This is a genomic window from Streptacidiphilus sp. MAP12-33 (genome assembly GCF_041261265.1).
In the GTDB taxonomy this organism is placed as follows: domain Bacteria; phylum Actinomycetota; class Actinomycetes; order Streptomycetales; family Streptomycetaceae; genus Streptacidiphilus.
In genome coordinates this window covers 14,336-34,708 of the sequence record NZ_JBGCCA010000058.1, presented here as the reverse complement: position 1 = coordinate 34,708, position 20,373 = coordinate 14,336, and the positions used below count along the sequence as shown (strand labels likewise).

Annotated in this window: 18 protein-coding genes and 1 pseudogene; 13 read left to right on the top strand and 6 right to left on the bottom strand. The window is 71.6% G+C overall.

The features are described from left to right. Positions 1 to 367 precede the first annotated feature (367 nt). Complete coding sequence (locus ABH931_RS38070) at positions 368 to 946, bottom strand: N-acetyltransferase family protein (protein ID WP_370124265.1); 579 nt, start codon at positions 944 to 946, stop codon at positions 368 to 370. 92 nt (positions 947 to 1,038) lie between these two features. On the opposite strand from ABH931_RS38070, the gene thpR reads away from it, so the two are divergent. Continuing rightward, positions 1,039 to 1,614 carry an RNA 2',3'-cyclic phosphodiesterase gene (thpR, locus tag ABH931_RS38065; protein WP_370124263.1) on the top strand — a complete coding sequence of 192 codons (576 nt, stop codon included), beginning with the start codon at positions 1,039 to 1,041 and terminating at the stop codon, positions 1,612 to 1,614. Positions 1,615 to 1,703: 89 nt separating this feature from the next. Here the strand turns inward: thpR and ABH931_RS38060 are convergent, their stop codons facing one another. Both ABH931_RS38060 and ABH931_RS38055 read right to left on the bottom strand, forming a co-directional pair. Continuing rightward, on the bottom strand, positions 1,704 to 3,002 hold the full coding sequence (locus ABH931_RS38060) for an MFS transporter (RefSeq protein WP_370124262.1): 1,299 nt from the start codon (positions 3,000 to 3,002) through the stop codon (positions 1,704 to 1,706). 200 nt (positions 3,003 to 3,202) lie between these two features. After that, positions 3,203 to 3,409, bottom strand: a complete 207-nt coding sequence (locus ABH931_RS38055) for a cold-shock protein (RefSeq protein ID WP_042374690.1) — start codon at positions 3,407 to 3,409, stop codon at positions 3,203 to 3,205. Between the two features lie 335 nt (positions 3,410 to 3,744). Between ABH931_RS38055 and ABH931_RS38050 the strand changes: the two genes are divergently transcribed. From ABH931_RS38050 to ABH931_RS38035, 4 genes are read left to right on the top strand one after another with little or no spacing between them, the layout of a single operon-like run. Then, the gene (locus ABH931_RS38050; protein ID WP_370124260.1) at positions 3,745 to 4,632 is read left to right on the top strand and encodes a menaquinone biosynthetic enzyme MqnA/MqnD family protein; all 888 of its coding nucleotides are present in this window, start codon (positions 3,745 to 3,747) and stop codon (positions 4,630 to 4,632) included. Between the two features lie 13 nt (positions 4,633 to 4,645). Continuing rightward, positions 4,646 to 5,851 (top strand): cyclic dehypoxanthinyl futalosine synthase, encoded by a 1,206-nt coding sequence (gene mqnC, locus ABH931_RS38045; RefSeq protein WP_370124269.1) that lies wholly within the window; start codon positions 4,646 to 4,648, stop codon positions 5,849 to 5,851. Next, positions 5,851 to 6,258: a hypothetical protein gene (locus ABH931_RS38040; RefSeq protein WP_370124258.1), complete on the top strand. Its 408-nt coding sequence runs from the start codon at positions 5,851 to 5,853 to the stop codon at positions 6,256 to 6,258. Before mqnC ends, ABH931_RS38040 begins: the two co-directional genes overlap by 1 nt. 38 nt (positions 6,259 to 6,296) lie before the next feature. Then, positions 6,297 to 6,992 carry a demethylmenaquinone methyltransferase gene (locus tag ABH931_RS38035; RefSeq protein ID WP_370124256.1) on the top strand — a complete coding sequence of 232 codons (696 nt, stop codon included), beginning with the start codon at positions 6,297 to 6,299 and terminating at the stop codon, positions 6,990 to 6,992. 119 nt (positions 6,993 to 7,111) lie between these two features. Here the strand turns inward: ABH931_RS38035 and ABH931_RS38030 are convergent, their stop codons facing one another. Next, positions 7,112 to 7,516, bottom strand: a complete 405-nt coding sequence (locus ABH931_RS38030) for a hypothetical protein (RefSeq protein WP_370124255.1) — start codon at positions 7,514 to 7,516, stop codon at positions 7,112 to 7,114. Between the two features lie 89 nt (positions 7,517 to 7,605). Here ABH931_RS38030 and ABH931_RS38025 point away from each other — a divergent pair, with 89 nt between their 5' ends. Together ABH931_RS38025 and ABH931_RS38020 are read left to right on the top strand one after the other, a co-directional pair. After that, on the top strand, positions 7,606 to 8,892 hold the full coding sequence (locus ABH931_RS38025; protein WP_370124253.1) for a geranylgeranyl reductase family protein: 1,287 nt from the start codon (positions 7,606 to 7,608) through the stop codon (positions 8,890 to 8,892). Then, the gene (locus ABH931_RS38020) at positions 8,889 to 10,181 is read left to right on the top strand and encodes a mannosyltransferase family protein (protein WP_370124251.1); all 1,293 of its coding nucleotides are present in this window, start codon (positions 8,889 to 8,891) and stop codon (positions 10,179 to 10,181) included. The genes ABH931_RS38025 and ABH931_RS38020 overlap by 4 nt, the downstream gene beginning before the upstream one ends. A 21-nt stretch (positions 10,182 to 10,202) precedes the next feature. Here the strand turns inward: ABH931_RS38020 and ABH931_RS38015 are convergent, their stop codons facing one another. Then, positions 10,203 to 12,467 (bottom strand): hypothetical protein, encoded by a 2,265-nt coding sequence (locus ABH931_RS38015; RefSeq protein WP_370124250.1) that lies wholly within the window; start codon positions 12,465 to 12,467, stop codon positions 10,203 to 10,205. Positions 12,468 to 12,525: 58 nt separating this feature from the next. Further along, complete coding sequence (locus tag ABH931_RS38010; protein ID WP_370124249.1) at positions 12,526 to 14,796, bottom strand: hypothetical protein; 2,271 nt, start codon at positions 14,794 to 14,796, stop codon at positions 12,526 to 12,528. Positions 14,797 to 15,235: 439 nt separating this feature from the next. On the opposite strand from ABH931_RS38010, the gene ABH931_RS38005 reads away from it, so the two are divergent. The 6 genes and pseudogenes from ABH931_RS38005 to nuoF all read left to right on the top strand — a co-directional run. Beyond that, positions 15,236 to 15,595: an NADH-quinone oxidoreductase subunit A gene (locus tag ABH931_RS38005; RefSeq protein WP_042455736.1), complete on the top strand. Its 360-nt coding sequence runs from the start codon at positions 15,236 to 15,238 to the stop codon at positions 15,593 to 15,595. Between the two features lie 18 nt (positions 15,596 to 15,613). Beyond that, the gene (locus ABH931_RS38000) at positions 15,614 to 16,168 is read left to right on the top strand and encodes an NADH-quinone oxidoreductase subunit B family protein (RefSeq protein ID WP_370124246.1); all 555 of its coding nucleotides are present in this window, start codon (positions 15,614 to 15,616) and stop codon (positions 16,166 to 16,168) included. Next, positions 16,165 to 16,881, top strand: coding sequence for an NADH-quinone oxidoreductase subunit C (locus ABH931_RS37995; RefSeq protein ID WP_370124244.1), 717 nt, complete (start codon positions 16,165 to 16,167; stop codon positions 16,879 to 16,881). Before ABH931_RS38000 ends, ABH931_RS37995 begins: the two co-directional genes overlap by 4 nt. Next, on the top strand, positions 16,881 to 18,203 hold the full coding sequence (locus tag ABH931_RS37990; RefSeq protein ID WP_370124242.1) for an NADH-quinone oxidoreductase subunit D: 1,323 nt from the start codon (positions 16,881 to 16,883) through the stop codon (positions 18,201 to 18,203). The genes ABH931_RS37995 and ABH931_RS37990 overlap by 1 nt, the downstream gene beginning before the upstream one ends. Beyond that, on the top strand, positions 18,200 to 18,973 hold the full coding sequence (gene nuoE / locus ABH931_RS37985) for an NADH-quinone oxidoreductase subunit NuoE (RefSeq protein ID WP_370124239.1): 774 nt from the start codon (positions 18,200 to 18,202) through the stop codon (positions 18,971 to 18,973). Before ABH931_RS37990 ends, nuoE begins: the two co-directional genes overlap by 4 nt. Then, positions 18,970 to 20,274: pseudogene (nuoF, locus tag ABH931_RS37980) on the top strand (NADH-quinone oxidoreductase subunit NuoF); the annotation flags it as partial. The gene nuoE and the pseudogene nuoF, both read left to right, overlap by 4 nt. Positions 20,275 to 20,373: the final 99 nt, after the last annotated feature.

Here is a 20,373-nt window from a genome sequence, read left to right as displayed (position 1 = left end):
ATGGACGCCCGCACGCGATCCCGCCACCGGACGCACCCCTGCCACCCAACACCCGCCATCCCCACCAACCCTGAACCCAACCCCACCAACCCTGAGCCGCCCCACCCCCGGAGCGGCCCACCGGCACGCCCGCATCCCGGCTCCGCCTACGACCCGGCGCTGCCTACGACCCGGCTCCGCCCGCATCCCGGCTCCGCCTGCGACCCGGCTCCGCCCGCATCCCGGCTCCGCCTGCGACCCGGCTCCGCCCGCATCCCGGCTCCGCCTACGACCCGGCTCCGCCTGCGACCCGGCTCCGCCCGCATCCCGGCTCCGCCTACGACCCGGCTCCGCCTACGACCCGGCTCCGCCCGCATCCCGGCTCCGCCTACGACCCGGCTCCGCCTGGCTCGACGCGCATCGAGAAGAGCATCCCCGGCCAGTCGGGGCGCCCCTCGCGCCGCACCACGAAGGGCTCGACCTCCTCGAACCCCTGGCTCGCGTACCAGCGCGTGAGTCGCCCGTCGTCCCCGGCGAAGCAGTCGACGCGCAACAGCTCGAGGCCCCGCCGAACCGCCTCCGACCGGGCCTCGGCGATCAGCAGCCCGCCGACATCCTGTCCCTTGAAGCGGCGCGAGGAAGCGAGCAGGTTGATGAAGAGTTCGGGTTCCTCCGCCGCGCGGACATAGCCCGATGCGGCGGTCGAGAAGGAGACGATGCCCGCCACCTCGCCCTGCCCGGTGACGGCGACGCGCAGTTCTCCGCGGTCGATGCGGCTCTCGATCAGTTCGACCAGCTGGGCGCTGGCGGACCAGGGTTCGGTGCCCCACTGGGCCGTCCTGCCGAGACCCACCAGCCACGTCATGATGCCGTCCATGAGGGCGAGCACCGCCGCGCTGTCGTCGGGCGTGGCCGCGCGGATCCGCAGGGCCGGCGGGGTGAGGTCTGCCGTGTCGATCTCTGTCATACGACCGTTTGTAGCCCAGCCGGTGTCCGGCAGGTGGGCGTTCGGATGATCGGGCGTTCCGTTCCGGCAGGCCTTCGCGGCAGACTGCCGCCATGAGGCTCTTCCTCGCCGTCGTGCCGCCGGAGCCGGTGCTGCGGGAACTGGACGCGGTCGTCCAGCCCCTGCGTCGACGTCCGGAAGGGGCGGGGCTGCGCTGGACGGGATTGCCCGGCTGGCACCTGACGCTCGCCTTCCTCGGCCAGGTCGAGAGCGAGGACGTCGAGAAGCTGCTGCCGCGCCTTGAGCGGGTGGCGCACCGCCACGCCGCTCACTCCCTGCGGATCGCAGGCGGTGGGCGCTTCGGCGACCGCGTGCTCTGGGCGGGTGTCACGGGCGACACGCACGCCCTGCGCCGCCTTGCAGAGAGCGCGGGCGCGGCGGCGCGGCACAGCGGGATAGCGCTCGACGAGCGGCCGTTCCGCGGGCACCTCACCCTCGCCCGCAGCGGCACGGCCCGCGCTGACCTGAAGCCCTTGGCCGCCGCGCTCGCCGACTTCGAGGGGACGGAGTGGACGGCCGACTCGCTGCGCCTGATGCGGAGCTACCTCGGTTCGGGGCCCGCGCGCTACGAGACGGTCGGAGAGTGGAAGCTCAGAAGCGATACGCAGGGAGGGGTAAGGGAGGGGTAGAGGCGTAGGAGTGAAGCGTAGGGCGAGGGCAGGGCCACCACCGGACGCAAGCGTCCCCGCGCGCGCCGCCTCACGCGGTGCGCGTCGCCTCACGCCGTCGCGTGGGCCCCGGCACCATCCAGTGCGACCGCGTCCGTAGCGGTGGCCGCCGACTGCTCGGCGAGCGGCCCGAGCGGCCCGAGCGGCGGGAGAGGCCTGAGCGGACGGAGCCGGCGACGGCAGGCGACCAGCAGGACCGCGCCGACCGCGATGCCGGCGCAGGCGACGAGGGCGGCCGCGCGCAGCGACCCGCCGACGACCGCGCCCGAGGCGGCGGAGCCGAGGGCGTTGCCGGTGGAGAAGACGGTGACCAGCCAGGCGAACGCCTCCGTCGTGGTGCCGGCGGGGGCCAACTCCGCGATCAGGACGAAGGCGGCGGCCAGCAGCGGGGCGAGGCCGAGGCCGGAGAGCGCGGCGGCCGCGCTCATGCCGAGGGGGCCGGGGACGGCCAGCAGCGGGAGGTAGCAGACGGCCATGCCGGCGGCCATCGCCCAGGTGCGGGTCGCTGTCGGCGCCTTCCAGCGGACGGCGCCGTAGGCCAGCGCGCCCAGCAGACCGGAAAGGGCGGCCAGGGCGAGCAACAGGCCCGCGCCGCCCGGCAGGCCGGGGTGCTCCTGGGCGTAGGCGACGAAGAGGATGTTCTGCCCGCCGACGGACCACCCGGTCCCGGCGAAGGCCAGCAGCAGGAGGACCAGTCCCGGCGAGCGAAGCGGTCCGAGCCAGTGGCGGCGCGAGGCTTCCGGCGCGGAGGACGCCGCCGGTCGGGGGGCGGGGCGCCAGGAACGGACGGGGCCGGCGGTGGCGACGACGAGCGTGCCCACGAGGCCCAGAACGGCGGCGAGCCAGAGTGCTGCGGCGGGGTCGCCGAGGGCGGCGATACCGGCGACGAGCAGGGGACCGGCCACGTAGAGGATCTGCTGGGAGGCGGAGTCGAGCGCGTAGGCGGTCTCCAGTTGCTCCTCGGCGACCACGTCCGGCCACAGGGCGCGCAGGCAGGGCTCCAGCGGCGGCATGAACGCGCCCGCGAGTGCGGCGCCGGCGATGGCGAGCGCGGCGGAGCCGGGGTCCAGGGCGAGCAGTACGTAACCGGTAGAGGCGACGAGCGCGGAGGCCAGCAGCACGCGCGGCTGGCCGAGCCGGTCGACGGTGCGGCCGAGGACGGGACCGCCGATCGCGGCGCTGACCGCGTAGGCGGCGGTGGTGAGGCCGATCTGGGCGTAGGAGGCGCCCGCTCCGTGGAGGGCCAGGGCGATGGCGACGACGGTCATTCCGGCGGGCAGACGGCCGACGAGGGTGCCACTGAGGAGTCGCAGCACGACGGGGGCGCGCAGCACGGAGAGATAGCCCATGCTTCGAAGTTATACGTATAACCGCGCAAAGGCAAAGGACAGCGGGGCAAAGGACAGAGGGGGTCAAAGGACAGCGAAGGCGAAGGACGGCGGGGGCAAACGGCACGGGGGAAGGGACAGCGGGGGGCGAACGGCAGGGGGCCCGTCCCGCACTCGCGTGCGGGACGGGCCCCCTTCGTGGCTTTGAGGCTCAGCGCTACTTAGGAAAGCGGGCTGACGTTCTCGGCCTGCGGGCCCTTCGGGCCCTGGGTGACGTCGAACTCGACGGCCTGGTTCTCCTCAAGCGAGCGGAAGCCCGACGAGTTGATGGCGGTGTAGTGGACGAAGACATCGGGGCCGCCGCCGTCCTGGGCGATGAAGCCGAAGCCCTTCTCGGCGTTGAACCACTTGACGGTTCCGGTCGCCATACCGTTCTCCTTGCGAGGGACGTAAAGGACGCCACACTCCGTGACATCCGGTCCGCTGCGCTGATCGCCCCGCCGTGCCTGCCGTGCCTTCAGCAAACTTCTACTACTCTGCAAAAGCCCTGAAAACCACAAGAGCCCGCGGTCACAAGTGCTCCGCAGGCTCCAGTACTGCATGGGAAATCAAACTGCAACTGCGGAAAACCCTAGCACGCGGCACCGCCCCCTGCCAGGGATGATCGATACGCAGGTCTACTGTTCATTGGGTGGACAACCTTGCATCCCAACCCCAGCAGCATGGCCAACACACAGCGCACCAACACACGGCGCAGCAGCACGTGGCGGAGCAGCACACACCGCACCGGCGGCCGCGGGTCGGACACATCCAGTTCCTGAACTGCCTGCCGCTCTACTGGGGCCTGGGTCGGACGGGCAGCCTCGTCGACCTCGACCTCACCAAGGACAACCCGGACGCGCTCAACGAGGCCCTCGTGGCCGGCCGGCTCGACATCGGACCGATCTCCTGCGTCGAGTACCTGCGTCACGCCGACCAGTTGACCCTGCTGCCGGACATCGCCGTCGGCAGCGACGGGCCGGTCATGTCCTGCGTGATCGTCACCGAGCTGCCGCTCGAGGAGCTCGACGGGCGCCGCGTCGCGCTCGGCTCGACGAGCCGCACGTCCGTCCGCCTCGCCCAGCTGCTGCTGGCCGAGCGCTACCGCGTGACGCCCGAGTACTACACGTGCCCGCCCGACCTCGGCGCGATGATGCAGGAGGCCGACGCGGCCGTGCTCATCGGCGACGCCGCGCTGCGGGCCTCGCTGCACGAGGCGCCGCGGCTCGGGCTGAACGTCTACGATCTCGGCGCGATGTGGAAGGACTGGACGGGGTTGCCGTTCGTCTTCGCGCCCTTCGCCGTGCGCCGCGACTTCCTGGCCCGCGAGCCGGAGACCGTGTACGACGTGCACCGCGCCTTCCTGGCCTCGCGCGACCTGTCCATGGAGGAGATCGACAAGGTCTGCGAGCAGACGGCCCGCTGGGAGGCCTTCGACTCGCAGACGCTGCGCCGCTACTACACCGACGCACTCGACTTCTCCTTCGGAGAGCGGCAGCTGGAGGGCATGCGCGAGTTCGCCGCCCGGATCGGTGTGCCGACGGACCATGTGCGGCTGCTGGGGGCCCCGTCGGGCCAGCCGCAGGTGGCCGCAACCCCTGGCGTAGGCTGACGTGGTGACCACGCTGGCGAAATCCCCGACCGACATCCAGGCCGTTCTCGACCGCGCCGCGGCCGGGGGGCGCATCAGCGCCGAGGAGGCGCTGGAGCTGTACCGGAACGCGCCGCTGCACGCGCTCGGCCGGGCGGCCGACGCCGCGCGCCGCCGTCGGTACGCGGGTACGGAGCACATCGCGACGTACATCATCGAGCGCAACATCAACTACACCAACGTGTGCGTGACGGCGTGCAAGTTCTGCGCCTTCTACGCCGCGCCCAAGGACACCGAGAAGGGCTGGTCGCGCGACCTCGACGAGATCCTGCGCCGCTGCGCGGAGACGGTCGAGCTGGGCGGCACCCAGATCATGTTCCAGGGCGGGCACCACCCGGACTACGGCGTCGAGTACTACGAGCGCGCCTTCTCCGCCATCAAGAAGGACTTCCCGCAGCTGGTGATCCACTCGCTCGGTGCCTCCGAGGTGGACCACATGGCGCGGATCTCCGGCGTCAGCGCCGAGGAGGCGATCCGTCGCATCCACGCGGCCGGCCTCGACTCCTTCGCCGGCGCGGGCGCCGAGCTGCTGCCCGAGCGGCCGCGCAAGGTGATCGCGCCGCTCAAGGAGTCCGGCGAGCGCTGGCTGGAGATCATGGAGCTGGCGCACAACCTGGGGGTCGAGTCCACCTCCACCATGCTGATGGGCACCGGCGAGACCAACGCCGAGCGGATCGAGCACCTGCGGATGATCCGTGACGTGCAGGACCGCACCGGCGGCTTCCGCGCGTTCATCCCGTACACCTACCAGCCGGAGAACAACCACCTGAAGGGTCGCACCCAGGCGACGCTCTTCGAGTACCTCCGGCTGATCGCGGTGGCGCGGCTCTTCCTCGACAACGTCGCCCACATCCAGGGCTCCTGGCTGACGGTGGGCAAGGAGATGGGTCAGCTCTCGCTGCACTACGGGGCCGACGACCTCGGCTCGGTGATGCTGGAGGAGAACGTGGTCTCCTCGGCCGGCGCCAAGCACCGCTCGAACCGGATGGAGCTGATCGCGCTGATCCGTGCCGCCGGCCGCGTGCCCGCGCAGCGCGCCACCACCTACGAGCACCTGGTCGTCCACGACGACCCGGCGAACGACCCGGTGGACGACCACGTGTTCTCGCACATCGCCTCCACGGCGATCGAGGGCGGCACCGCCCACCCCGAGCTGAAGCTGCTGAACTCCGACAGCTGATGCTCACGATCCACGCCGGGACGAACGACGAAGCGGTCGCCGTCGAGGGTGACCGCGTCGTCGCCGTGGCGGACGTCGACGCGCTGCGCGCCGCCTACCCCCGCGCTCGTGTGCGCGAATGGCCGGGCGAACTGCGCGCGGGCGCGGGCTGGGAGGAAGCCCTGCCCGAGGCGCCGAGCCCGCGCGAGCGGGTGCACGCGCTGCTGGTGCGCGGGGTGACCGCGGTGGCGCCGGGCCCGCTGGGCGACGATCCGGGCCTGGCACCGGCCGCGGCACGGGTCGGGCTGCCGGTCGGCTCGCCCGTCCCGCCGACGGCCGGGGCCCGCGCCGACTTCGCCGTCTTCGCGGCCGACGGCTCCTGCCTCGCCACGGTCCTCGCGGGCCGTCTCGTGCACCGCCGCAAGTGACTTCCCCGCATTCCGATGCCGACGAGGAGAATGGCCGCGTGACCCGAGCCACCCTGGACAAGCAGCCGCACGAGGTCGCCTCGATGTTCGACGACGTCGCGGCGAAGTACGACCTCACCAACGACGTTCTCTCGCTGGGCCAGACCCGTCTGTGGCGCCGCGCCGTCGCGCGGGCCGTGGACGCGCGTCCGGGGCAGCGGGTGCTGGACCTCGGCGCCGGCACCGGCACCTCCTCGCTGCCGTTCGCGGCGGTGGGCGCGCGGGTGGTGCCGTGCGACTTCTCGCTCGGCATGCTGCGCGAGGGCAAGCGCCGTCACCCCGAACTGCCGCTCACGGCCGGGGACGCGACGCGGCTCCCGTTCGCGGACGAGGTCTTCGACGCGGTGACGATCTCCTTCGCGCTGCGCAACGTCCAGGACACCGACGCCGCGCTGCGCGAGATGCTGCGCGTCACCAAGCCGGGCGGCCGCGTGGTGATCTGCGAGTTCTCGCACCCCACCTGGGCGCCCTTCCGCACGGTCTACACCGAGTACCTGATGCGCGCCCTGCCGCCGGTCGCCACCGCGGTCAGCTCCAACCCGGACGCCTACGTCTACCTCGCCGACTCCATCCGCGCCTGGCCCGACCAGCCGGCGCTCGCCTCCCGCCTCCAGCAGGCCGGCTGGCAGCGGGTGGCCTGGCGCAACCTGACCGGCGGCATCGTCGCCCTGCACCGGGCGACGAAGACCGCGTAGGCCGGACCGCGCAGCCCGGACCGCGCAGGCCGGTCCGCGTAGGCCGGTCCGCGTAGGACGGACCGCGCAGGCCGGACCGCGCAGGCCGGTCCGCGCAGCGCAGGCCGGGCGGGCTCGCGTCACAGCCGCTCCGAGCCCTCCGGCCAGACGCGGTGGACGTAGAGGCCGAGCCGCTCGGCCTCCGCGACCGCCTCGGCGATGTCCGTGCCGGGCGTGCCGTCCCAGACGGCGACGAGTTCCTCGACCATGCCGAGCAGGGCGGGGACCAGCGGGGTGTCGGGCCCGAGCCGGTGGACGGCGCGGGCCTCGGCGCGCAGGGCGTGGGCGGTGGCGCCGAGGATCTCCAGGCCGCCGCCGTGGTCCACGACGGCCTGCGCGAACCAGGTCTCGGGCCCCGGGCGCAGCGGTGTGACGCCGACCAGGTTGTGGCTCGGGCAGTCGGTGACGATGCGCCACAGCTCACCGCGGACGAGCATCTCCGTGACGTCGGTCAGGTCCTCGTGGCCGATCATTCCCATGTGCATGGCGTCAGATGGTAGGCCTTCCCCGCAGCCCGGGGCGCCGCTGTCTAAACTCGCAGGTGCCGTATGAACCCGAACGAGGAGACGATCTGGTGAGCGAGACGACCGAGGCCCACGCGGACGTGATCGTCGTCGGTGCGGGGCCTGCGGGTTCGGCGACGGCGTACCACCTGGCCCGGTCGGGCCTGGAGGTGCTGCTGCTGGAGAAGTCCCGTTTCCCGCGCGAGAAGGTCTGTGGTGACGGGCTGACCCCGCGCGCGGTCAAGCAGCTGGTCGACATGGGTGTCGACGTGTCCGAGGAGAACGGCTGGCTGCACAACAAGGGCCTGCGGATCATCGGCGGCGGGGTGCGGCTGGAGCTGGACTGGCCGGAGCTGGCGGCGTTCCCGGACTACGGCCTGGTGCGCAAGCGCGCCGACTTCGACGAGCTGCTGGCCCGCCAGGCCGAGAAGGCCGGCGCCAAGCTGCACGAGGGCTGCAACGTCACCGGACCGGTCCTGGACGAGCGCACCGGCCGTGTGGTCGGCGTGACCGCCAAGCTGGAGGACGACGGGGAGAAGAGGGAGGTCACCTTCCGTGCGCCGCTCGTCGTCGCCGCGGACGGCAACTCCACCCGCCTCTCGCTCGCGCTCGGTCTGCACCGGCGTGAGGACCGGCCGATGGGCGTCGCCTACCGGACGTACTTCACCTCGCCGCGCGCGGAAGACGACTACCTGGAGTCCTGGCTGGAGCTGTGGGACCGCCGCGACGGGCAGGACAAGCTGCTGCCCGGCTACGGCTGGATCTTCGGCATGGGCGACGGCACCAGCAATGTGGGCCTCGGCCTGCTGAACACCACCAAGGCGTTCAAGGACATCGACTACCGCGAGCTGCTCAAGGTCTGGTGTGCCGGAATGCCCGCGGAGTGGGGCTACACGCCGGAGAACATGACCGAGCCGATCCGTGGCGCCGCCCTGCCGATGGCGTTCAACCGGCAGCCGCACTACAGCCGCGGCTTCCTGCTGGTCGGCGACGCGGGCGGGATGGTCAACCCGTTCAACGGCGAGGGCATCGCCTACGCGATGGAGTCCGGCCAGATCGCGGCGGGCGTCATCGTCCAGGCGCTGGCCCGCACGACCGACGAGGCGCGCGAGCGCGCGCTGGAGGCGTACCCGCGGATCCTGAAGGACGTCTACGGCGGCTACTACTCGCTCGGCCGCGCCTTCGTGAAGGCGATCGGCAACCCGCTGGTGATGCGGATGGCGGCGCAGCACGGCCTGACGCACCCGGTGCTGATGAAGTTCGTGCTGAAGCTGCTGGCCAACCTCACCGACCCGCAGGGCGGCGACGCGATGGACCGGATCATCAACGGCCTGGCCAAGGTCGCGCCGAAGGCATGAGCGTCGACGACATCACCTCGCGCGGGGAGGTTCCGGCGAGGACGGGGGAGGCGCCGTCGCACCGGCGGCGCCGGGACGCGGTGCTGACGCGGCTGCGCGCGGCCGGGGTGCGCTTCGGTCCGGCGCTGACGCTGTACGGCGGCGTGAAGCTGATCGGGCTGGCGGTCTTCCTGCGGCTGCTGGCCTACTCGGGCACCTACCGCACCAACACGCCGCGCTACGGCGGCGGCGCCAAGCCCTGGGACGTGCTGGGCTCCTGGGACGGCTGGTGGTACCAGGACGTCGCCGCGCACGGTTACCACCCGGCGCTGACGCCGATGGCGCCGCTGGGGCCGTTCACGATGGAACAGAACTCCGTCGCGTTCTTCCCGCTCTACCCGGGCGCGATCCGCCTGGTCAGCGAGGTGACGGGGCTCGGCCTGTACGGCGCGGGCATGCTCGTCTCGGTCGTGGCGTCCTTCGTCGCGGCGGCGGGGATCTTCGCGCTGACGCAGCTGGTGACGAACAGCCGCCGCGCGGGCGTGCTGGCGGCGGGGCTGTGGGCGGTGTTCCCGGCGTCGTCGGTGCAGTGGTCGGTCTACTCCGAGTCGCTCTTCACCGCGTTGGCGGTCTGGGCCTGCTACGCGGCGGTACGGCGGCGCTGGTACCTGGCGGGCTCGCTGGCCCTGCTGACGGGCCTGACCCGCCCGTCGGCGGCGACGCTGATCGCGGGCGTGGTCGTGGCCGCGCTGATCGCCATCTACCGGGCCCGGCCGGGGGCCGACTACTTTCGACGCTTCGGGGGGCCGCTGTTCGCCGTCGCGGCGGCGCCGTTGGGCCTGCTCGGCTACCTGACCTGGCTGGGCCTGGAGCTGCACGACTTCCACGGCTACTTCACCCTGCAGCAGCGGGGCTGGGCGCACTCCTTCGACTGGGGCGCGAACGCCTTCAAGTCGGTCCAGGGCCTGCTGCTCGGGCGGTACGACTACCTCTTCCCCTACCCGACCGAGGACCTGGTGGGGCTGGCGGTGCTGATGAGCCTGCCGGTGCTGGTGTTGTTGCTGCTGCGGCTGAAGCTGCCGTCGGTGCTGGTGGTCTACACGCTCGGCACGATCGCGATGATCGTGCTGAGTCAGCAGATGTTCGGCACGATCAACCGCTTCGTGATGCCGCTCTTCCCGCTCGCCATCCCCCTCGCCCTGGCCCTCAAGCGCCTGAGTCGCGCCCAGGCGCTGATCCTGCTGCTGATCCTGGGCGCGCTCTCCGGCTGGTACGGGGGGTACGCGATCTTCAACCTCGGGGTGCCGTAACCGGCGGCACCCCTCGCGGGGTCAGTAATTCACGTAGAAGTACTGCCAGGCGCCCCAGGTGGCGAGGTCGGTGGCGTCCGTGCCGTTGACGTACTCGGCGGCGTAGCGGAACAGGTGGTTGGTGCTGTTGCTGCCCAGGCTGACGACGCCCTTCTGGCTGCTGGACGCGGACAGCGCGAAGCAGCCGCTGGTCGTGAGCGCGTGCCAGGCTCCCGAGTAGTACTCCTGCAGCGTGAAGCGCGCGCACTCGCCCGCCTTGTCGGGCGCCACCGTGGCGGTCAGGGTCGGGTGGGCGGTGTGGTGGAAGTACTTCACCGCGGTGCCGGACAGCGTGCCCGATGCGTAGAAGCCGGACTGGCTCTCGGCGACCGCGACGTGCGTGTAGACGCGCTTGCTCGCCGAGGCCGGGGCGTACCGGTAGTCGCCCGCGAAGGAGGCCGTGAACGTGGTGTTGTACGCGAGCTTGGCGTAGGCGACCAGGTTGCCCGAGGAGTCCACGGCGCCGGTCCTGAGCACGGTCGTGACGCCGTTGCCCGCCTTCGCGAGGACGGTGACCGTGCGGCCGTTGAACGTGGTGCCCAGGTGGACGGTGACCTTGGCCCAGGCGCCGTAGGTGTAGACGCCCGTGTCGGTGGCGACGGTGAGGGCCGTCGCCGCGCGGGAGACCTGCACGGCGGCCTGGGCCGAGGCCAGGTCGTGGGCCACGTCACCGGCGTAGTTCACCCGGTAGGTGACCGAGCCGCCCGCCGGAGGCGCGTCCTTGAACGAGAAGGTCCCGTCGGCCGCGACCTGCGCCGTGCCCAGCGGGAGGCCGTTGGGTGAGGCGAGGTCGGTGCGCGTGATCGCGACGACCGTGCCCGCCGGGAGCGCGGAGCTGGTGAGCTTGCCGGTGAGCTGGACGGCGGCGCCGCGGGTGGCGGTCGTCGGGGCGGTCAGCGACAGGGTGCTGGGGTAGGTGGTCCCCAGGACCTGGAACTGCGCCGTGGACGGGCGGTGCGTGCCGTCGCCGCCGTAGGAGACGGTGTAGGTGTTCGTTCCCGAGGCGGTCGGCGCGTCGGTGACGGTGAAGTGGCCGGCCGCGTCGGTGGTGACGTCCGGGAGCGGCGTCGGGGCGCCGTCGCCGGAGCTGCGCCGGACGTGCACGGTGGTGCCCGCCGGCAGGGCCCGGCCGGAGTCCAGGGTGCCCGTGAGCTGGACCTGCTGACCGTCGACGGTCTGGGCCGGGCCGGTCAGGGAGAGCGCGGTGTCCGCCGTCTCGGGGGCGGCCAGCACGTCGAGGGTGTAGCCGGCCCCGGCCCGCGCGACGGCGAACGCCTCGCTGCCGTCGTTCGCCGAGCCCACGCCGACGACCGCGCCGCCGGTCAGGCCGTAGGTGGTCAACGCCCGGCTGCTGCCGGGGGCGTAGGTGGAGACGGGGAAGGTCACGTCGCCGTCGGTGGAGCTGGCCGCCGCGATCACCGTGCCGTCCGGGGCGACGGCCAGGGACTCGCCCGAGTCGGAGTCGTAGACCCCGTCGGCGGTCAAGTCGGCGGCGTGGAAGACCTGGACGCCGCCGGGGCCGGAGACCACGACGTCGTTGCCGTCCGGGGTGGGGGCCATCTGGTCGGTCCCGTAGAGCTTCATCTGGAAGGTGTCCACCAGGCGCGTGTCGGCGGGCGTGGAGACGTCGAAGGTGGCCATCTCCACGGGGCTCAGGTCGCGTTGGGCGGCGACGAGGCGGCCGGGGACGGTCGGCGACGCGGCGAGCTCGGGGGCGCTGGACCAGCCGCGGGCGAGCACCATCGAGGTCAGGCCGACGGTCGCGGGGGTGGTGGTGAGGTCGACCGAGCCGATGCCGCTGGGGACGCCGGTGCTGCCGTTGTAGCCGAACCAGAGCGTGCTGCCGGTGGTGGTGACGGTCTGCGGCTCGACGGTGTCGGGGGTGGTGTACCGCGCGGTCTCGGTCAGCGTGGCGGTGCTGATCGCGGCGATGGCGTGGGCGTCGCCGAGGGCGGCGTAGACGGTGGACCCGTCCGGTGAGGCCACCATCTCGGTGGCGCCGTCCTCGCCGGCGATGGTGGTGGCGTTGCCGCCGTCGAGGTCGGTGACGAGGATGCCGGTGCTGCCGGTGCCCCCGCTGTAGAAGATGTGCTGGTTCGCGACCAGCATGTGCGAGAACTGCGTGAGCGGCAGGCTCACCGCGCTGGTCGTGGCGGCGTGCGCGGTGGGCGTGCCCAGGCCGGTGGTGGCCAGGGCGCCTGCGACGACGGCGACGGCCGTCGCCAGCGGAATACGTCCGAGGTGCATGGGATTCCCGGAGGTCAGGGGAGCGGGGGTGTCAGGAGGGTCGGGAGGAACAGGAAGGTCAGGTGCGGATGGCGAAGTACTGCCAGCTGCTCCACCCGGCCGCGTTGGCGTGGTCCGCGCCGGTGGGGTTCCCCTCGGCGGCGACGCGGTACTCGGCGCCCAGCGGGCCGGTGAAGGCGAGGCTGTAGGAGGCGCTGCTGCCGGATCCGAGGCGCACGCAGGAGAGGTCCGCGACGGTGTGCCAGGCGCCGCCGTAGTAGCGCTGGGCGAGCAGTCGCAGACACTGGCCCGGCTTGGCCGGGGCGACCGACACGGTCAGCGTCTGCTTGGTGGTGTGGTGGTAGAGCCGCCAGCCGGAGCTGGTGGCGTAGTAGCCGTGCAGGGCTGCGGAGACGGCGTCCTGGACCGGGACGGACTTCCCCGCGCCGGTCGCGGAGTAGCGCAGGTCGCCCTCGAACCAGGCTTCGATCGAGCCGTTCTCGGTGACCTTCACATAGGCCGTCGCGTTGCCGTTGCGGTCGGCGGTCACGGTGGCGGCGAGCGTGGCCGACGAGTGGTCGTAGGCGAGGGTCCAGATCTTCACCGTGCGGCTGTTGTCGGTGGTGCCGAGGTGGACGGTGACCTTGGCCAGGGCGCCGTAGGTGTAGCTGCCGCGGTCCGTGGCCATCGTGAGCGTGGTCTTCAGGCCGTCGACGAGGACCGTGTCCGCCGCCGAGGAGGAGGCCAGGTAGGCGCCGGTGGCGACCGAGGTGGCCTGGTAGCTCACGTCGCCGTCGACGTGCGGGGCGTCGCTGAAGGCGAAGCTCCCGTTCGCCGCCACCGGGACGGTCGTGACGAGCACGCCCGCGGGGTGTGCGGCGTCGGTGCGCGTGATCCGGACGGCCTCACCGGTGTGTTCGGCGTGCGGGAGCCAGCCGACGGTGCCGGTGAAGGCCACCGTCCTGTCGATCGCCGTCTCGTGGGTGGGGGAGGTCAGCGTGACGGTGGGCGCGTACCGGGCGACCGGGACGGTGACGGTCGCGATTGCCGCGTGGTGCGTCGCGTCGCCCGCGTAGGACAGGACGTAGGTCAGCGAGCCCTGGGTGGGGGCGGTGTCCGGGAGGGCGACGGTCCAGGTGTGGTCGTTGGTCGGCGCTGACGGGACCACCCGGTCCGGGAGGGCGACGCCGTCGCGGGTCACGGACAGCACGGCTCCGGCGGGCAGCGGCTCACCGGAGAAGACGGTCGCGTCGAGGGTGAACTGCTCACCGGGGGCGAGGTGCTGCGGCGAGGTGCCGCCCAGAACGGTGCGGGCGGTCTCAGGGGCGTCCTCGACGAGCAGTTCGGGAGCGCCGCTCGTCATGCCGGTGGCGACGACGAACAGCTTGCTGCCGTCCGGGGCCCAGGCCAGGCCGTGGGGCGCGGGGAGGTACACGGACGTCGAGAAGTACTCGTTCAGCCAGCCGAGGTCGGTCTGGTGCGGGGCGTAGGTGAAGAGCTCGTTGCCGTCCCCGCCGGCGGCGACCGTGCCGTCCGGGGCGACGGCGACCGCGCTGGAGTCGGTGTCGCCACGCAACTGCGGGCCGTCGGTGGTGAGGTCGGCGGTGTGCAGGCGCTCGTCGGCGGTCGAGCCGCTCTCGACGTAGACGTCCGCCTCGTCGGCGCCGACGGCCAGATCGGTCATGCCGGGCACGGTGAGGGTCGCCGTCGTACTGCGGGTCAGGGTGCCGCCGGCCGCGTCGTAGACGGAGAAGGTCCGGGAGGTGCCGGTCGGGTCGGCCGCGACCAGCTTCGTGGCGCCGGTCGGGGCGGCCGCCAGCAGCGGGCTGCCGGTCCAGGTGCCCGGGTCCTGGGCGAGGGCGACGGCGTGGGTCGTGAGGTCGACCGAGCCGATGGCGCCCGCGCCGGAGCCGCCGGAGCCGGAGGTGTAGCCGAACCAGAGCCTGCCGCCCGCGACGGCGAGGGAGTCGGGGTGGGTACCGGCCCCGGTGGGGATGCTCGTGCTCTGCAGCGTGGTGGTGTCGATCGCCGAGATCGCGTCGCTGCCGGGCAGCGCGGCGAAGAGCGTGGTGCCGTCGGGGGAGAGCTGGAGCGAGGTGGCCCCGGGCTCGCCGGGGACGGTGCCGACGGAGGCACCGGTGAGGTCGGTGATCGCGAGTGCGTCGCTGCCGGCGCCGCCGCTGAGGAAGAGGCGGCCGTGCGCCGCGTCGACGGCGAGATGCGAGAAGTGGCTCAGCGGCAGGGCCACGCCGGGGTCGGTCGCCGCGTGCGCACTCGTGGAGAGCGCGGTCAGTCCGCCGGCGAGGAGCAGGACCGGCAGCCCGACGGCCGCTTTGACGTGCTTGATCACGGATGTCCCCCCAAGTGCTCGGCCGCCGTTGTGGATCAGCAGCGCGCGCACCTTAGCGGAGTGCGTCCGTCCTCTCGTCAAGGGGGTCCGCGACCGCGTCACCCGCCCGTGGCGAGGTTCACTAACACGTGTCCGGGCCAGGGGCAAAACTTGCTATGGATGCCGGGACGATGATAGGCGGACCCGCTTCGAGCTGGGGTTATTCCGCTTCCGGCCACGGCTTGTGAATGAATGCACACGCAAGGTGTCCGATTTTGCACTCTCATTGCTTCATGATCATCCGTCAGGTGGCGTAGATCACAATCTTGGTGCGTGACCGCGTGTCGCAGATCACATGCGAAGAGGCATAGGATGCAGCCGTCTTGGGAGCTTGTGAACTGCCTCACATGTGGGGATCACGGTGATGAGCTCGGAATGACGGCTGGAGAGGTCGTTCGGCATGAACGCTTATGCGCCGATTCTGGTACTTGGCGCCATTGCGGCCGCGTTCGCGGTCGGCTCCGTGGCCATGGCCGCGCTGACCGGCCCGAAGCGCTACAACCGGGCCAAGCTCGACGCCTACGAGTGCGGGATCGAGCCCACGCCCCAGGCCGCCGGGGGCGGGCGCTTCCCGATCAAGTACTACCTGACGGCGATGCTCTTCATCGTCTTCGACATCGAGATCGTCTTCCTCTATCCGTGGGCCGTCACCTTCGACGCCCTGGGGATCTTCGGCCTGGTCGAGATGGTGCTCTTCATCGCCACCGTGTTCGTCGCCTACGCCTATGTCTGGCGTCGTGGCGGCCTTGAGTGGGACTGACGGGAGAGGGCTGAAGAGATGGGTATCGAGGAGAAGCTGCCCAGCGGCTTCCTGCTCACCACGGTCGAGCAGGCCGCGGGTTGGGTGCGCAAGAGCTCGCTCTTCCCGGCGACCTTCGGGCTGGCCTGCTGCGCGATCGAGATGATGACCACCGGCGCCGGCCGCTACGACCTGGCCCGGTTCGGCATGGAGGTGTTCCGCGGCTCGCCGCGGCAGGCCGACCTGATGATCGTCGCCGGCCGGGTCAGCCAGAAGATGGCCCCGGTGGTGCGCCAGGTCTACGACCAGATGGCGAACCCCAAGTGGGTCATCTCCATGGGCGTGTGCGCCTCGTCCGGCGGGATGTTCAACAACTACGCGATCGTCCAGGGCGTCGACCACGTCATTCCGGTCGACATCTACCTGCCCGGCTGTCCGCCGCGTCCGGAGATGCTGATGGACGCCATCCTCAAGCTCCACGACCAGATCCGCCACGAGAAGCTCGGCGTCAACAAGCGGCGGGCGGAGGAAGAGGCGGAGCAGCAGGCGCTCGGTGCGGTCCCGACGATCGAGATGAAGGGGCTGCTGCGATGAGCGAGACGAGCGGGCAGAACGTTCCCGTCCCGCGCGAGGGGCAGACCGAGCTGGAGGTCATCGGCGTCCGGCACGGGATGTTCGGCGGAGCCGGTACCGGCGACACCTCCGGCTACGGCCGGCTGGTGCGGCCGATCGTGCTGCCGGGGGCCAGCTCCCGGCCCTACGGCGGGCCGTGGTTCGACGAGGTGGCCGACGAGTTCGAGGGCGCGCTGGAGGAGCAGGGGATCAGCGCGGACGCGGCGATCGAGAAGACCGTCGTCGACCGCGACGAGATCACCTTCCACGTCCGCCGCGAGCACCTCGTCGCGGCGATGCGGACGCTGCGCGACGACCCGGCGCTCCGCTTCGAACTGTGCACCGGGGTCAGCGGCGTGCACTACCCGGGCGACACCGGGCGCGAGCTGCACGCGGTCTACCACCTGCGCTCGATCACCCACAACCGGCTGATCCGCGTCGAGTGCTCCGCGCCCGACGAGGATCCGCACATCCCGTCGACGGTCGCGCTCTACCCGACCAACGACTGGCACGAGCGCGAGACCTACGACTTCTTCGGCATCGTCTTCGACGACCACCCGGCGCTGACACGGATCATGATGCCGGACGACTGGCTGGGCCACCCGCAGCGCAAGGACTACCCGCTCGGCGGCATTCCCGTCGAGTACAAGGGCGCGCAGATCCCGGCTCCCGACCAGCGGAGGTCGTACTCCTGATGAGCGACACCGAGTACCGAGAGACGACCGAGGGGCGCGTCTACACCGTCACCGGCGGCGACTGGGACGAGATCGTCACCGCCGCCGCGAAAGCGGACGACGAGCGGATCGTGGTCAACATGGGTCCGCAGCACCCGTCCACGCACGGCGTGCTGCGCCTGATCCTGGAGATCGACGGCGAGACGGTGCAGGAGGCCCGCTGCGGCATCGGCTACCTGCACACCGGCATCGAGAAGAACATGGAGTACCGCAACTGGGTCCAGGGCACGACCTTCGTGACCCGCATGGACTACCTGACGCCGCTCTACAACGAGACCGCCTACTGCCTCGCCGTGGAGAAGCTGCTCGGGATCACCGACGACATCCCGGACCGGGCCAGCGTCATCCGCGTGATGATGATGGAGCTGAACCGGATCTCCTCGCACCTGGTGTGCCTGGCCACCGGCGGCATGGAGATCGGCTCCACCACGCTGATGATCTACGGCTTCCGTGACCGCGAGGTCATCCTCGACATCTTCGAGCTGGTCACCGGCCTGCGCATGAACCACGCCTACGTCCGCCCCGGCGGCCTGGCGCAGGACCTGCCGCCGGGAGCGCTGGACCAGATCCGCGAGGGCGTGAAGCTGCTGCGCTCGCGGATGCACGAGTACGACAAGCTGGCGACCAACAACCCGGTCTTCAAGGCCCGCCTGGTCGACGTCGGCTACCTGGACCTGGCCGGCTGCATGGCGCTCGGCGCCACCGGCCCGATCCTGCGCGCCACCGGCCTGCCGCACGACCTGCGCAAGTCGCAGCCCTACTGCGGCTACGAGAGCTACGACTTCGAGGTCGAGACGGCCGACGGCTGCGACTCCTACGGGCGGTTCCTGATCCGCCTGCGCGAGATGGAGCAGTCGCTGCGGATCGTCGAGCAGTGCCTGGAGCGGCTCAAGGGCGGCCCGGGCAGCGTCATGGTCGCGGACAGGAAGATCGCGTGGCCCGCCCAACTGTCGCTGGGCGCGGACGGCATGGGCAACTCGCTCGACCACATCCGCACCATCATGGGCGAGTCCATGGAGGCGCTGATCCACCACTTCAAGCTGGTGACCGAGGGCTTCCACGTCCCGGCCGGCCAGGCCTACGTGGCGGTCGAGTCCCCCAAGGGCGAGCTGGGCGTGCACGTCGTCTCCGACGGCGGCACCCGGCCGTACCGGGTGCACTTCCGCGACCCGAGCTTCACCAACCTGCAGACAGTGGCCGCGATGTGCGAGGGCGGGCAGGTCGCGGACGTCATCGTCGCGGTGGCCGGCATCGACCCGGTGATGGGAGGCGTGGACCGGTGAGTGCTCACCAGGTGGAACTCGGTCTGCCGGAGCTTCCGGCGGAGCCCTACCCGGCCGAGGTGCGCGAGCGGCTGGACGCGGACGCGGCGGCGATCGTCGCCCGCTACCCGCAGTCGCGCTCGGCGCTGCTGCCGCTGCTGCACCTGGTGCAGTCCGAGGAGGGCTTCGTCTCCCGGACCGGCATCCGTTACTGCGCGGAGCGGCTGGACCTGACCACGGCCGAGGTCACCGCCGTCGCGACCTTCTACACGATGTACCGCCGCCGTCCGGCCGGCGAGTACCACGTGGGCGTCTGCACCAACACGCTGTGCGCGGTCCTCGGCGGCGACGAGATCTTCGCCGAGCTGCAGCAGCACCTCGGGATCGGCAACAACGAGACGACGGCCGACGGCTCCGTCTCGCTGGAGCACATCGAGTGCAACGCGGCCTGCGACTACGCGCCCGTGGTGATGGTCAACTGGGAGTTCTTCGACAACCAGGACCCGGCCAGCGCCAAGCAGCTGGTCGACGACCTGCGCGCGGGCGCCGAGGTGAAGCCCACCCGCGGCGCGCGGCTGTGCGGCTTCAAGGACACCGCGCGGATCCTGGCCGGCTTCCCCGACGAGCGGGCCGGAGCCGTGGACGAGTCCGGTGCGGGCGGCGCGCCCTCGCTGGCCGGGCTGCGGCTCGCGCACGGCGAGACGCTGCCGGGCGCGAGCGCCACCAAGGTGGTCGCGCCGCGTCAGCAGAGCACGCAGCAGGACGACGGCGCGGAAGGGGAGCAGGCATGACCGCGACGCACCCGGAGAAGCTGCTCTCCCCGGTCCTCTCGGCGACCTGGGGCGAGGAGAAGCCCTGGACGCTTGCCACCTACCGCGCGCACGACGGCTACAAGGGCCTGCACGAGGCGCTGCGGATGAACCCGGACGACGTCATCGCCCTGGTCAAGGACGCGGGTCTGCGCGGGCGCGGCGGCGCCGGCTTCCCGACGGGCATGAAGTGGCAGTTCATCCCGCAGGGCGACGGCAAGCCGCACTACCTCGTGGTCAACGCGGACGAGTCGGAGCCGGGCACCTGCAAGGACATCCCGCTGCTCTTCGCGAACCCGCACTCGCTCATCGAGGGCATGATCATCGCGAGTTGGGCGATCCGGTGCAGCCACGCCTTCATCTACCTCCGCGGTGAGACGGTCCCGGTGCTGCGCCGGCTGCACGCCGCCGTCCAGGAGGCGTACGACGCCGGGTACCTGGGCCAGAACGTGCTCGGCAGCGGCTTCGACCTGGACATCACCGTCCACGCGGGCGCCGGTGCGTACATCTGCGGCGAGGAGACGGCGCTGCTCGACTCCCTCGAGGGCCGCCGCGGCCAGCCGCGTCTGCGGCCGCCGTTCCCGGCCGTCGCGGGCCTGTACGCCTGCCCGACGGTGGTGAACAACGTCGAGTCGATCGCCTCCGTGCCCGCGATCCTGCACAGGGGCAAGGACTGGTTCCGCTCGATGGGCAGCGAGAAGTCCCCGGGCTTCACGCTCTACTCGCTCTCCGGGCACGTCACCAACCCCGGCCAGTACGAGGCGCCGCTCGGCGTCACGCTGCGGCAGCTGCTCGACATCAGCGGCGGCGTGCGCGAGGGCCACACGCTGAAGTTCTGGACGCCGGGCGGTTCCTCGACGCCGATGTTCACCGCCGAGCACCTGGACGTCCCGCTCGACTACGAGGGCGTCGGCGCGGCCGGCTCGATGCTCGGCACCAAGGCGCTCCAGGTCTTCGACGAGACCACGTGTGTCGTGCGCGCGGTGACGCGGTGGACGGAGTTCTACGCCCACGAGTCCTGCGGCAAGTGCACCCCGTGTCGCGAGGGCACGTACTGGCTGGTCCAGCTGCTGCGCCGGATCGAGGCGGGCGACGGCGTGCCGGGCGACCTGGAGAAGCTGAACGACATCGCCGACAACATCAACGGCAAGTCCTTCTGCGCGCTCGGCGACGGCGCGGCGAGCCCGATCTTCTCCTCGCTGCAGTACTTCCGTGACGAGTACGAGCAGCACCTGCGCGAGCGTCGCTGCCCGTTCGACCCGGCGGCCTCCACGGTCTGGGCGGGGACGCGGGGACGGCGCGCGACCGCTTCCAAAGACCGCAGCCCGGAAGACCCACCCGGTGATCGAGGCTCCGGAGACTACGACCCGAGCGAGAACGGA

Coding starts and splice junctions, on each gene's coding strand:
- ABH931_RS38070 (WP_370124265.1), bottom strand. CDS start 946: ATGACAGAGATCGACACGGCAGACCTCACCCCGCCGGCCCTGCGGATC.
- thpR (WP_370124263.1), top strand. CDS start 1,039: ATGAGGCTCTTCCTCGCCGTCGTGCCGCCGGAGCCGGTGCTGCGGGAA.
- ABH931_RS38060 (WP_370124262.1), bottom strand. CDS start 3,002: ATGGGCTATCTCTCCGTGCTGCGCGCCCCCGTCGTGCTGCGACTCCTC.
- ABH931_RS38055 (WP_042374690.1), bottom strand. CDS start 3,409: ATGGCGACCGGAACCGTCAAGTGGTTCAACGCCGAGAAGGGCTTCGGC.
- ABH931_RS38040 (WP_370124258.1), top strand. CDS start 5,851: ATGCTCACGATCCACGCCGGGACGAACGACGAAGCGGTCGCCGTCGAG.
- ABH931_RS38030 (WP_370124255.1), bottom strand. CDS start 7,516: ATGCACATGGGAATGATCGGCCACGAGGACCTGACCGACGTCACGGAG.
- ABH931_RS38020 (WP_370124251.1), top strand. CDS start 8,889: ATGAGCGTCGACGACATCACCTCGCGCGGGGAGGTTCCGGCGAGGACG.
- ABH931_RS38015 (WP_370124250.1), bottom strand. CDS start 12,467: ATGCACCTCGGACGTATTCCGCTGGCGACGGCCGTCGCCGTCGTCGCA.
- ABH931_RS38005 (WP_042455736.1), top strand. CDS start 15,236: ATGAACGCTTATGCGCCGATTCTGGTACTTGGCGCCATTGCGGCCGCG.
- ABH931_RS38000 (WP_370124246.1), top strand. CDS start 15,614: ATGGGTATCGAGGAGAAGCTGCCCAGCGGCTTCCTGCTCACCACGGTC.
- ABH931_RS37995 (WP_370124244.1), top strand. CDS start 16,165: ATGAGCGAGACGAGCGGGCAGAACGTTCCCGTCCCGCGCGAGGGGCAG.
- ABH931_RS37990 (WP_370124242.1), top strand. CDS start 16,881: ATGAGCGACACCGAGTACCGAGAGACGACCGAGGGGCGCGTCTACACC.